Source organism: Catenuloplanes indicus (genome assembly GCF_030813715.1).
Classification (GTDB): domain Bacteria; phylum Actinomycetota; class Actinomycetes; order Mycobacteriales; family Micromonosporaceae; genus Catenuloplanes; species Catenuloplanes indicus.
This window is the reverse complement of record NZ_JAUSUZ010000001.1, coordinates 8,308,224-8,320,087: the sequence shown is the minus strand read 5'-3', so window position 1 is coordinate 8,320,087 and position 11,864 is coordinate 8,308,224. Positions and strand designations below refer to the sequence as shown.

At 71.3% G+C, this 11,864-nt stretch carries 9 protein-coding genes and 1 riboswitch; of the genes, 3 read left to right on the top strand and 6 right to left on the bottom strand.

What is annotated here, in order from left to right; genetic code table 11:
• Nucleotide 1: 1 nt before the first annotated feature.
• Nucleotides 2-2,017 (bottom strand): magnesium chelatase subunit D family protein, encoded by a 2,016-nt coding sequence (locus J2S42_RS37335; RefSeq protein ID WP_307247043.1) that lies wholly within the window; start codon nucleotides 2,015-2,017, stop codon nucleotides 2-4.
• Nucleotides 2,018-2,099: 82 nt separating this feature from the next.
• A riboswitch (cobalamin riboswitch) is annotated at nucleotides 2,100-2,172 on the bottom strand.
• 332 nt (nucleotides 2,173-2,504) lie between these two features.
• Here J2S42_RS37335 and cspE point away from each other — a divergent pair.
• The 3 genes from cspE to J2S42_RS37320 all read left to right on the top strand — a co-directional run bounded on the left by cspE (nucleotide 2,505) and on the right by J2S42_RS37320 (nucleotide 3,925).
• Complete coding sequence (gene cspE, locus J2S42_RS37330; protein ID WP_033337577.1) at nucleotides 2,505-2,708, top strand: transcription antiterminator/RNA stability regulator CspE; 204 nt, start codon at nucleotides 2,505-2,507, stop codon at nucleotides 2,706-2,708.
• Between the two features lie 140 nt (nucleotides 2,709-2,848).
• On the top strand, nucleotides 2,849-3,307 hold the full coding sequence (locus J2S42_RS37325; protein WP_307247041.1) for a hypothetical protein: 459 nt from the start codon (nucleotides 2,849-2,851) through the stop codon (nucleotides 3,305-3,307).
• Nucleotides 3,308-3,364: 57 nt separating this feature from the next.
• On the top strand, nucleotides 3,365-3,925 hold the full coding sequence (locus J2S42_RS37320; RefSeq protein WP_307247038.1) for a phosphotransferase: 561 nt from the start codon (nucleotides 3,365-3,367) through the stop codon (nucleotides 3,923-3,925).
• Here the strand turns inward: J2S42_RS37320 and ppk2 are convergent.
• The 5 genes from ppk2 to J2S42_RS37295 all read right to left on the bottom strand — a co-directional run bounded on the left by ppk2 (nucleotide 3,899) and on the right by J2S42_RS37295 (nucleotide 11,809).
• A complete protein-coding gene (gene ppk2, locus J2S42_RS37315; RefSeq protein ID WP_370879338.1) occupies nucleotides 3,899-4,831 on the bottom strand; it encodes a polyphosphate kinase 2 in 933 nt (310 codons plus the stop codon). The two genes, J2S42_RS37320 and ppk2, sit on opposite strands and share 27 nt — an antisense overlap.
• A 378-nt stretch (nucleotides 4,832-5,209) precedes the next feature.
• Complete coding sequence (locus J2S42_RS37310) at nucleotides 5,210-6,472, bottom strand: IS4 family transposase (RefSeq protein WP_307243119.1); 1,263 nt, start codon at nucleotides 6,470-6,472, stop codon at nucleotides 5,210-5,212.
• 960 nt (nucleotides 6,473-7,432) lie between these two features.
• Nucleotides 7,433-8,314 carry a hypothetical protein gene (locus J2S42_RS37305; RefSeq protein WP_307247036.1) on the bottom strand — a complete coding sequence of 294 codons (882 nt, stop codon included), beginning with the start codon at nucleotides 8,312-8,314 and terminating at the stop codon, nucleotides 7,433-7,435.
• 77 nt (nucleotides 8,315-8,391) lie between these two features.
• The gene (locus J2S42_RS37300; protein ID WP_307247034.1) at nucleotides 8,392-10,419 is read right to left on the bottom strand and encodes a glycerophosphodiester phosphodiesterase family protein; all 2,028 of its coding nucleotides are present in this window, start codon (nucleotides 10,417-10,419) and stop codon (nucleotides 8,392-8,394) included.
• Between the two features lie 91 nt (nucleotides 10,420-10,510).
• A complete protein-coding gene (locus J2S42_RS37295) occupies nucleotides 10,511-11,809 on the bottom strand; it encodes a citrate synthase (RefSeq protein ID WP_307247032.1) in 1,299 nt (432 codons plus the stop codon).
• Nucleotides 11,810-11,864 lie beyond the last annotated feature (55 nt).

The window sequence follows — 11,864 nt, the reverse complement described above, 5'->3', positions numbered from 1 at the left end:
CTCAGGCCGTCCTCATCGAGATCGCGGAGGCGGACAGGTGGTCCAGCGGCATCCAGTCGGCCGCGAGCGCACCGGCGAGCCGCCGGGCCAGCCCGAGCCGGACCGGCCCGGACTCGCAGTCGACGACCACGGCCGACGTGCCGGTCAGCGCGGGCGTCACGGTCAGCGGGTCCGGCCCGCTGGTGGCACGCCCGTCCGTGACCACCACGAGCAGCGGGCGGCGGCGTGGGTCACGGCGGCGCTCCGCGGCGATCACGGTCGCGGCCGAGCGCAGGCCGGCCGCGAGCGGCGTACGCCCGCCGGTGCGCAGCTCCGCGAGCCGCGCCACGCCGACCTCGTGGCTGGACGTGGGCGGCAGCACGGTGGTCGCCTCGCCGCCCCGAAAAGTGATCATGCCGATCCGGTCCCGCCGCTGGTACGCATCGCGCAGCAGCGACAGCACCGCGGTCTTCACGGTCCGCATCCGCTGCCGGGCCGCCATCGACCCGGACGCGTCCACCACGAACAGCACCAGGTTCGCCTCCCGGCCCACGTGCACGGCCTCACGAAGATCAACGGCCTCGACGGTGCGGCTGCCCCGCCCCGCGGCCGCCCGCAGCGTGGCCGGCAGGTGCGCGGCGAAACCGCGACGGCCCACCGGGGTACGGGCGCCGACCACCCGGCCGCGGCGGGCGAACGCGGGCGAGCGCCGCCCGGCGTGCGCACCCTCGCCCCGGCCGGTGACCGTGAACGCCTTGGGCCGGAACGCGGCCCCGACCGGCGCGGGCTGCGCCGCCTGCCGCTCCTTGCCGTTCCCCGGCGGCGGTGTCCCGGTCTCGGCCGAGCCGTTGCGCGACGAGGGCGGTGACGTCGAGGACGGCGGCGGCGACCCGGCACCGTCCGGACCGCCGGCGGGTCCACCGGACGGGCCTCCGCCGGGGCCACCGCCACCGCCCGGGCCACCGTCCTCCGGCCCGTCCGAGTCGTCCGAGTCGTCGGCGGGCCCGGCCGGCGGCTCCGGATCGGCGCCCGCCTCGTTCAGCGCCTCCTCCAGCTTCTCCTCGTCCGCCCCCGGCGGGTCGAGCGGGTCGCGGCGGCGCCGGTGCGGCAGCGCGAGGCGCGCGGCGTCGCGCACGTCGTCGCCGGTCACCACGGTCCGGCCGGCCCACGCGGCCAGCGCGATCGCCGCCCGCGCCACCACGATGTCCGCGCGCATGCCGTCCACCGCGTAGGCGATGCAGATCCGCGCGATCCGGTCCAGTTCCGCGTCCGGCAGCGTCACGGACGGCAGCAGCGCCCGCGCCGCCACGATCCGGGCCGAGAGCGCGGCCTCGTCCGCCGCCCACCGCACCGCGAACCCGTCCGGGTCCGCCTCGTACGCCAGCCGCCGCCGCACCACCTCGGCCCGCAGCGCGGCCTCGCGCGGCGCCGCCACGTTCACCACCAGCCCGAACCGGTCGACGAGTTGCGGCCGCGGCTCGCCCTCCTCCGGGTTCATGGTGCCGACCAGCAGGAAGCGGGCCGCGTGCTTGACCGAGACACCGTCCCGCTCCACGTGCGCCCGGCCCATCGCGGCCGCGTCCAGCAGCAGGTCCACCAGGTGGTCCGGCAGCAGGTTGACCTCGTCGACGTAGAGCGCACCCCGGTGCGCCGCCGCGAGCAGGCCGGGCTCGTACGCCTTCGTACCGTCGGCCAGGGCCCGGTGGATGTCCAGCGTGCCGACCACGCGGTCCTCGGTCGCGCCGACCGGCAGCTCGACCAGCGGGGCCCGGCGGCTGTCCGCCGCGCCGCCGGCCGGGTGCGGCCCGTCCGGGCAGGACGGATCCGGCACGGCCGGGTCGCAGGCGAACCGGCACCCGGCGACGACGTCGATCGACGGCAGCAGCGCGGCCAGCGCGCGGACCACCGTGGATTTCGCGGTCCCCTTCTCGCCGCGGACCAGCACGCCGCCGACCGCCGGGGAGACCGCGGTGAGCAGCAGGGCCTGGCGCAGATCGTCGAGGCCGACGACGGCCGAGAACGGGTACGGGGTGGTCATTCCGCGCTCAGAGGCGGCCGCATGCTCGTGTCCCTTCCGCGGGTGTCCACGCCCGCGCTGGTGGTCGGTACGAGCGGCCGGAGTGACCTGACTTCCCGTGCGGCGCCGCCGCACGGTCACAGTGGCGGGACCGTCCCGGACTCGCACCGGGTTTCCTCCGCATCCGCTCGACGGCCATGCTCGCGTACCCTCGGCGCGCACGTCAACGCGGGGTTACGGGCACCACGGCGTGAACCCAGGGTTTTCCCGCGGATTCATCTGGCGCCGGGCGGTAACCGTGTTAGCATCGCAACGTTGCAGTTTTGGTTCCCAGTGTTATCTCTCTCGAGAGCGTGCTTCTCTTGAGAGTTCGGCAGCGCCTGCGGGATTACGACCGCGGGCGCTTCTTGCGTTGGGGCCGGAATTGCAACGAACGGGCTCGTGAGTTGCGGGCTCATTACCTAGCGACCCCGCACGACGCGGGGTTCGATTTGGCAAGGAGAAGTACATGGCTGTCGGCACCGTCAAGTGGTTCAACGCGGACAAGGGCTACGGCTTCATCACCCCTGATGACGGCGGCAACGACGTCTTCGCGCACTTCTCGGCGATTCAGTCCAGCGGCTACCGCTCGCTCGACGAGAACCAGCGAGTCGAGTTCGAGATCACCCAGGGCCAGCGTGGCCCGCAGGCCGCGAACATCCGTCCGCTCTAAGGACCACACCCACCGCCCGTAGCCATCCGGGCCGGGCGGTGCCCAAGACCTCATAGAAGAGCACCGGCAGCCACCGACTGCCGGTGCTTTTCTGTGCCGTCCCGCACGACGTCATGACGATCGTCACCCGGAGGCCCGCCATGGAGCCAGCACCGCGGGTTCCGGCTCGCATCGGCGGCACCGTCACACGCGCCGAGCCGCTGACGCACAACTCCGGCAACGCCGCCACCGGCGGCATCTGGCGCGTGCACGGCCCGGCCGGCACCGCAATCCGCAAGATCGCCCGGCCGCCGTCCGCCACGCCGGCCGGCAGCCCGAACTGGCAGACCAGCGACGCGCCGGACCACTGGAACTACTGGCGCCGCGAGGTCCTCGCCTACACCACCGGCTTCGCCGCCGAGGCCTACGCCGGCACCGGCATCGTCCCGCCCGACCTGATCGACGCGGTCGAGCGGCCGGACGGCGCGGTCGAGCTCTGGCTGGCCGAGGCCACCGGCGCACACGGCACCGCCTGGCCGCCCGCCCGGTTCCGGGACTTCGCGCGCCGGCTCGGCGCCGGTCAGGCACGTTGGGCCGGCCGGGTGCCCGAGCTGCCCTGACTGTCCCGGCGCTGGCTGCGCAACTATCTGGTGCACGGACCCGCGAACGTCGTCTGGATGCACACCGGCGAGGACTACGCGCACCCGATCACCGCGGCCTGGCCGGCCCGCGAGCTGCGCGCGCTCCACCAGGGCCGGGAGCGGGTGCTGCGCGCCGCCGAGGCGATGCCGCGCACGCTCGCCCACCTGGACGTCTGGCCGACGAACCTGATCGCGGACGGCGACCGTACCGTGCTGATCGACTGGGCGTTCACCGGCGACGGCGCGCTCGGCGAGGACATCGCCAACCTGGTCGCCGACAGCGTGACGGACGGCCTGATCGACGCCGCGCTGCTGCCCGAGATCGAGGAGGCGGCGACCGCCGGCTACCTGGAGGGGCTGCGCGACGGCGGCTGGCGCGGCGATCCGGACCTGGTCCGGCGCGCGATCGCGGCGTGCGGGGCCGCGAAGTACAGCTGGTTCGGGCCGGCCGTGCTCGGCCGCATGATTCGCGGCTCGAAGGCGCGGAACGCCTACGGCCGGCCGCTGGACGACGACGCCGCGGAGCTGGAACGGCTGCGCGGCCTGGTGGAGCTGATCGTCAGGTGGGCGTCAGAGGCGGGGGAAGACCCGCGGTGAGGCCTGCACGCCCTCGACCGCGAGCGAGGCCGGGCCGACGATGAGCGGGTCCGGCGTACCGACCAGCTTCACGTCCTTGTCCTCGTAGTCGAAGCGGCTCAGCACGTGCCGCATCGCCTCGACCCGGGCCCGCTTCTTGTCGTTGCTCTTGACCACCGTCCACGGGGCGTCGGCGGTGTCCGTGTAGAAGAACATCGCCTCCTTCGCCTCGGTGTAGTCATCCCACTTGTCCAGCGACTCGAGGTCCATCGGCGAGAGCTTCCACTGCCGCACCGGGTCGACCTGCCGGATCGCGAACCGGGTGCGCTGCTCGCCGGACGTGACCGAGAACCAGAACTTGACCAGCTTGATGCCGGACCGCACCAGCATCCGCTCCAGCTCCGGCGCCTGCCGCATGAACTCGAGATACTCGGTACGGGTGCAGAAGCCCATCACCCGCTCGACACCGGCCCGGTTGTACCAGGACCGGTCGAACAGCACGATCTCCCCCGCGGCCGGCAGGTGCTGGATGTACCGCTGGAAGTACCACTGGGTGGACTCGCGCTCGCTCGGCTTCTCCAGCGCCACCACGCGGGCGCCGCGCGGGTTCAGGTGCTCCATGAACCGCTTGATCGTGCCGCCCTTGCCGGCCGCGTCCCGCCCCTCGAACAGGATGACCAGCCGCTCCCCGCTGGCCTTGCAGTGGTTCTGCAGCTTCAGCAGCTCGATCTGCAGCAGCCGCTTGTCCCGGTCGTAGTCCGGCCGGTGGAGGCGCTCGTCGTACGGGTAGTCCTCGCGCCACGTGTCGACCGGCGACCCGTCCGGCTTGATCAGAATCGGGTCGTCATCGTCGTCGTCGCGCACGTCGTACTCCCCGAGCTGGTCCAGAACGGGCTGAAGATCATCGCCGTGCGTCATGTCCACCATGACAGGGTGATACCCCGTCGTCACGCCGCCGAATATGCCTACGCCCGGCGAACATCGCATGAACTGCGCGGCCGCGGTGCACCACGGGTGCTACATACTGCTTCAAACCGATATACCCACTTCCGGCGGCTCACCTTCCGCATGCTCCCGCGGGCACCGGTCCAATGCCACTTAGCTTATTTTGATCTTGATGGTGGGTGGAGGCGGATGGTGGCGGGGCCGGTGTGTCGGGTGCTGGCGGGTTCGTCGCGTCGTTTGGGCCGGTACATGTTGCGGCGGCAGCGTTTGACGGCGCGGGGGCAGGTGCGGTGGCGTCGGGTGGGGTTGAGTTCCCGGGTGATGTGGGTCCAGATGGTGGGTAGCTGGGTGGTCCAGTCCTCAGGGGGAAATGGCCGCTGAGCCGGTGGCTGAGCGGCGGACGAGGCGCAGGGTGTCGGTGAAGCTGATCCGGTCGGGGTCGATCGCGGCGGCGTCGGCGGCGGCGGTGATCAGGACGGTGAGTGCGTGCTGGACGAGCAGCCAGGCCCAAATTTCCTGGTGGACGAGGTCGGGCAGTTTCGAGCGCAGGATCCGGCCGGGCCCGCGGAGGTGGGTTTTGAGCTGGTCGTTGGCGGTTTCGTGTTCCCATCGCAGGTGGTATGCCTCGGCGAGTTCGTCCGGGCCGGCCTGGGCGGGGTCGGTGATGGTGGTGGCCAGGGTGATCAGCTCACCGGTGCCGTTACCGGCCCGGTCCGGGACGTCGTACTCGACGACCCGGACCAGGTGGGCGGCGGGCAGGCCACGGTCGTTGATCGCGTCGTCGCAGGTGTCCAGGGTCCCGCCGGCCGCGGCGGCCAGGATCCGGTCCCGGCGGCCACCGCGGATCGTCTTGTCCATCAACACGGTCAGATAGGTGCCGTCGCCGAGGATCTCGATCACCGGGAGCCTGATCCCGGCCTGGATCCGCCACAGCAGGTCCGCGCCGGTCGCCTGCGCCCGGTCCCACGCCGTAAACGAGTAGAAGGCACGGTCGGCGGTCAGCAGTTCCCCGCGTCGCAGCCGCGAATACAACGGCATGGCCAGGGTCTGTTCGGCGACCGCATACGCGCCGACCTCCGCCGCCAGGAACGCGTGTGTCCCGCACTCGGTCAACGCCACGACCCGGGCTTTCGGGAACGCCGACGGGCCACCACCGGTCCGGGAGTACCCGAACTCGGCCGCGTTCTCCATCGTGTCCGGCACGTCCACGTCGAACCCGTCGATGGCAAGGACCCGCCGGTCCCGCAACCACGCACCTGACGTGACCGGTGACGCGACCGGCCGGGCGACCCGCTCGAACACCTCCGCCAGCACATCCCGGCCCAGCCGCTTCCTGGCCTGAGAAATCCCACCCGGCGTCGGCGCCAACCAGCCCGCATCCCAGCACCCGAACCGGTCCAGTCCACCGGTCACCTTCTTCGCGACCTCGGCATAGTCATCATCCGCGAACAGCCACAACCCCATCGTCAGATACGCCGTCACATGCGGCGGCAACTTCCCATCCGACCGTTTCGCACCCACACCGCACTGCGCCACCGCCCCATCAACCGCATCCCGCGGCACCGCCGTCACCAGCACACCGACCGACACCTGATCCGGCCGCACCCCCACACCCGACACCACACCATCGAAGCAGACAAAGCCACCAGACCACCCACCAGGCAACCAAGATCAAAATAAGCTAAGTGGCATTGGGCACCGGTCGTCGCTGGCGCTCCGCCCTGGCACAGCGACGCCGGCGCGCAGGCCGTGGTGCCGGCAATCCGCGTGCTTCGCCCGCCACCGCAGGCGGGCCGACGCCCGGGATGATCTTCCATCCGTGCGGGGATCGAAGATCCCGGTGTGGTGGTGGCCGCTTCGCCCGGATCGAAGCAGCCACCAGCGGCCCACAGATCTCGCACCGCACCACCGAGCCGGCAACCGCCGCGCCCCGCGCCCCGCGCCCCGAAATATCGCCATATCCGGGGCGAGGTGCCCGGCGGCTCTCCGCCGGCCCGGCGCGTAGGCGGCGCCGCCAGCCCTGAGTGATCACTCAGTGGTACGAAAAAGAGGTCAAATATCGAAGTTGATCGCCATTTGGTACCACTGATTGATCACTCAGCCGGGAAGGCGGGATTCCCGCGAACTCGGACACCCGAAGGCGGCGCCAGATATGCCGATATTTCGGACGTGGGCTTGGCACGCGCTCCGAAGCAGCCACGGCGCATCGCCACTGCGCAGCGCCGGACCGTGTCGCGTCGCGCAGCCCGACGCTGCGCTTCGCGCGTTCGTGTGGTGCCCGGCACGCCCGTGCCGAGCCGGGGCGTGCCACCGGACCGGGGCGGGTCTCCGGAGCGGGGCGGGGCGTGTGCCTTCGGGGTGTAGGCCTTGCGCCGGTTGCGAAGTATTTCGGCTGGTCGCCTGGGGTGAGGGGGTGCTGGGAAAGGTCGGTGTTCGGGTAGGGCGGAAGGTCAGGTAAGCAGAGCAGAGCGATGACAGCGAGGGCTTGCGGCCCCCTTTCCGAGGCCGCACCCCACGATCGGACCGCTCACGACACGCGGAGCGGGCAGCGGCACTCGCTTCCCCGGGGTCGGCAGACGCGAATCAGGAGCCGGCCGGGCTACCTGGCGGGCCACCGTGGGGCACAGCGCCGGTTCCGCCCGCGCCCGGGTCACCCGGTTCCGCGCCCGGATCTCCCGGCCCCGCGCCTGCCACCTCGGCTGGACGGTCGTCGGCTCCGGCTCCGGTGGTGGCAGCGGCTCCGGTGGTGGTGGGTCGGCGGGGCCAGTGGCGGCGTAGCGTTCGCCAGAGACCGGCGACCGTGACGCCGAGGACGGAGAAGACGGCGAGGAGGACGGCCCAGACCGCGCCGAGGAAGCCGGTCGCCGCGTCGAGGGCGCGGGTGAACGGGTTCACCGGCTTCGGCGCGGCGCGCACCGGGACGTGGATCAGTGTGTCCGGTACGAGGGACTCGCCGGAGTCGGCCAGCAGCACGCGGAATCGTACGGTGAGGGTGAGGCTGCCCGGCGCGTTCGGCGTGATCGACCATTCCCACTCGGCCCAGTCGCCCCGGTCGAAGATCGGCTGCACCGCGCCGCTGACCGGCGTGACGGTCAGCTCGTCGCCGCCCGCCGCGATCACCTCGATGCGCGCGCCGACCGGCACCGGCGCGCTCTGGCCCGGCACGGTGGACGATGCCGCGGCGGACGGCGCCGGTGGCTCGCACGCGGCGCTCAGGTCGCCGCAGACCCGGGCCGTGACGCGCGCCGGCTCGCCGACCGTGAGCTGATCGAGGGCCTCCACGGTGGCCACGCCGCCGGTCAGGCCGCCGCGGCCCAGGCGATAGACACGCTGGATGTCGGCGTGCGGGTCGGGCGGCGGGTTCGTCGCGCGATCCGAGTCCCGGAACACGACCGCTACGCAGACCGCGCAGATCAGGACGAGGGCCACCGCGATCGTCAGCACGTACGTCGCGGTGCGGTTCACCCCGAGATGATGTCGCTAAATCCGTCGATGGGCAACGGGCCGCCGCCGGGAGGACCGGCGGCGGCCCGGACGCCGGCTCAGCGGAGGCCGTTGCGGATCGCGATGTCGACGACCAGGGCGGGGGTGTCCGTGATGATGCCGTCGACGCCGAGGTCGATGGCGCGCTGGATGACCGCGGGGTCGTCGAGCGTGTAGGGCACCACCTTCAGCCGGTGCCGCCGCTGCAGCACCTGGACCGTGGGTCCGTGGAAGTAGGACGGGTCGGTGCGGACGTACCAGTCGGGGTTCGCCACCGCGGGCTGGTGCGGGTCGTGGACCTGCCAGTTGGCCGAGACCGTGCCGGCGCCCGCGGCGCGGACCAGCGCGCCCAGGTCGCGGAAGCGCCACCAGTCGAGCGAGCCGGTCCACGGGCTGCGCACCGACGGATCGCCGTAGACGGCCCGCAGCGAGCACTCGTCGGCCAGGGACGCGCACTCGGCCGGGCCGTACTGCCAGACCAGCGCGACCGTCTCGATCCGCGGGTCGAGCCGGCGGGACAGCTGGATGGTGCGCCAGTCGAACGACTGGATCGTGACCCGGGACGTGAGGCGTGCCTGCCCGATCGCGGTGACCAGCTTGCGGGTGAAGACGTCGTACCGTGCGGTGTCGTCCACCGTCGGGCTGATCTTCGTCTCGATGTTGAGCCGCACGTCCGTCCGGCCGGAGGAGCGCACCAGGTCGAACACCTCGCCCAGCGTGGGCACGCGCGCGCCGGGCACCGGGGTCTGGGTGGGCAGGTTCGTCCGCGTACCGCAGTCGAGGGTCTTGATCTGTGCGAGCGTCAGCGAGTGGACCAGGTCGCCGACGTACGGATACGCCGGGTCGCCCGGGAACGCGGGCGCGGTGTCGACGCAGTGCGACCCGTTGATCGTACGGTCGTGCAGCACCACCAGGTGACCGTCGCGGGTCACGCCGGTGTCCAGCTCCAGTGTGGAGATCGCCGGGTTGGCCAGCGAGGCGGAGAAGGCCGGGAGCGTGTTCTCCGGGAGTGTGGCCCGGCCGCCGCGGTGCGCCTGCACGTCGAACGGCGAGCGGTACGCGCGGGGCAGCGGATAGCCGCGCGACGCGAGCAGCGTGCGGAGCCGGTCCGGGTAGTCGGTGATCAGGCCGTCCACGCCGTCGTCGAGCAGCTTGGCCATGGTCGGCACGTCGTCGACGGTCCATGGGATGACCTTGATGCCGTTCCGGTGCGCGTGCGCGACCATCGCCGGCGTGACGTACGGCCGGTACGCCGGATCGGTCACCGTGCCGTTCTGCGGGAAGCCGTGCACCGGGGAGAACGCGGACGCGCCGAACGTCTTGATCGCCCGGATCGGGTCGCCGCCGAAGTCGTCGATGTCCAGGCCGCCCAGCCACGGTGACGCGCCGGGCTGCCCGGTCTGGAGGAAGTCGTAGTTGGTCAGCGCCACCCGGGGCAGCCGCGGCTCGACCTCGCGGAACCGCTTGAGCGCACCCCAGTCGAAGCTCTGGATCGTGACCTGACGCAGCATCCCGGCCGTGCGGATCTCGGCCAGCGTCACCTGCACGAACTGCTCGCGCGGCGCGGTCTCGGCCGGTGCGCCCGCCTCCACCTTGGTCTCGATGTTGAGCGTCACGTCGTCCGCCCGGTAGCGCTTGACCAGCGCGAAGACCTCGCTGAGCAGCGGCATCCGGGCACCCGGCACGGCCAGCTGCCCCGGCTTGCCGGCCAGAACCTTGGAGCCGCAGTCGAGCGTACGGACCTGGGCCAGCGTCAACGTATTGACATATTTCCCGACATAGGGGAACTCGGGATCACCAGCGACCGCGGGTGCGGTGTCCACGCACTTCGTGCCGGAGACGCGGCGGTCGTGCGTGACCACGGCCCGGCGGTCCTCGGTGATCTGCACGTCCAGTTCCAGTGTGGACACACCGAGCTGGAGCGCGTTGCCGAAGGACGCGAGCGTGTTCTCCACGCGCAGCCCGAGCCCGCCCCGGTGCGCCTGGAGATCGAAGGATCGCCGGGCCGCGGCCGACGCGGGCGCCACCAGCACGCCCGCGATCAACCCCGACGCCAGCGTGGCCGTCAACAGTCGTCGATTCCACATGCCGCACATGATGTCGGCCCCAGGCGACATCGACGTGAACCCGGACCGACGGCAAAGGCCCGCGCCGGAGCGCGGGCCCGTCAGCCGAGGTTCAGCGGTTGGTGATCGGGACGAACGCGCGCTCGGCCTCGCCCGTGTAGAGCTGGCGCGGGCGGCCGATCTTCGTAGCCGGGTCGTTGATCATCTCGCGCCACTGCGCGATCCAGCCGGGGAGCCGGCCGAGCGCGAACAGCACCGTGAACATCTTGGTCGGGAAGCCCATCGCCTTGTAGATGAGGCCCGTGTAGAAGTCCACGTTCGGGTAGAGCTTGCGGGAGATGAAGAAGTCGTCGGCGAGCGCGATCTCCTCCAGCTGCATCGCGAGGTCGAGCAGCGGGTCGTTGCCGCCGGTGCGCTCCAGCACGTCCCGCGCGGCCTTCTTCACGATGGCGGCGCGCGGGTCGTAGTTCTTGTAGACCCGGTGACCGAAGCCCATCAGCTTGACGCCGGGCTCCTTCTTCTTCACCCGCTCGACGAACGCGTTGATGTCGCCGCCGGACTGGTGGATGCCGTTGAGCATGGTCAGCACGGCCTCGTTCGCGCCGCCGTGCAGCGGGCCGAAGAGCGCGTTCACCCCGGCCGAGACGGAGGCGAACAGGTTCGCGTGCGACGAGCCGACCAGCCGCACCGTCGAGGTGGAGCAGTTCTGCTCGTGGTCGGCGTGCAGGACGAGCAGCATGTCCAGCACCTTGGCGACGACCGGGTCGACCTCGTAGTCCTCGGTCGGGACGCCGAACGTCAGGCGGAGGAAGTTCTCCACGTAGCCCAGGTTGTTGTCCGGGAACAGCGCGGGCTGGCCGATCGACTTCTTGTAGGCGTACGACGCTATGGTCGGCACCTTGGCCAGCAGCCGGACCGTGGAGATCTCCACGTCCTCGGGATTGAACGGGTCGAGCGCGTCCTGGTAGAACGTCGACAGCGCGCTCACGGCGGAGGAGAGCACGGCCATCGGGTGCGCGTCGCGCGGGAAACCGCCGAAGAACTGGCGCATCTCCTCGTGGAGCAGCGTGTGCTTGCGGACCCGGGAGTCGAACTCGGCGAGCTGCTCCGTGGTCGGGAGCTCGCCGTAGATGAGAAGGTACGACGTCTCGAGGAACGACGCGTTACCCGCCAGCTGGTCGATCGGGTAACCGCGGTAGCGCAGAATGCCGGCGTCGCCGTCGATGTAGGTGATCGCGGAGGTGCAGGAGGCGGTGTTGACGAATCCGGTGTCGAGGGTGACGTATCCGGTTTCCTTCAACAACTGACCGACGTCGACACCCGCCGGTCCCTCAACCGCGTTTCGGACCGGCATCGACAGCTGTCCGCCAGGATGCTCAAGCTTGACATCGCTCGCCTTGACGTCCGTCATGTATTTCCCTCGCTTTACCGGCAGATCTCTGGGTAGACCTTCCGTTCACCGTAAA

Excerpts from the sequence above, each read along its gene's own strand:
- J2S42_RS37335 (WP_307247043.1), bottom strand. The coding sequence starts at position 2,017 with ATGACCACCCCGTACCCGTTCTCGGCCGTCGTCGGCCTCGACGATCTG.
- cspE (WP_033337577.1), top strand. The coding sequence starts at position 2,505 with ATGGCTGTCGGCACCGTCAAGTGGTTCAACGCGGACAAGGGCTACGGC.
- J2S42_RS37325 (WP_307247041.1), top strand. The coding sequence starts at position 2,849 with ATGGAGCCAGCACCGCGGGTTCCGGCTCGCATCGGCGGCACCGTCACA.
- J2S42_RS37320 (WP_307247038.1), top strand. The coding sequence starts at position 3,365 with ATGCACACCGGCGAGGACTACGCGCACCCGATCACCGCGGCCTGGCCG.
- ppk2 (WP_370879338.1), bottom strand. The coding sequence starts at position 4,831 with ATGGTGGACATGACGCACGGCGATGATCTTCAGCCCGTTCTGGACCAG.
- J2S42_RS37300 (WP_307247034.1), bottom strand. The coding sequence starts at position 10,419 with ATGTGGAATCGACGACTGTTGACGGCCACGCTGGCGTCGGGGTTGATC.
- J2S42_RS37295 (WP_307247032.1), bottom strand. The coding sequence starts at position 11,809 with ATGACGGACGTCAAGGCGAGCGATGTCAAGCTTGAGCATCCTGGCGGA.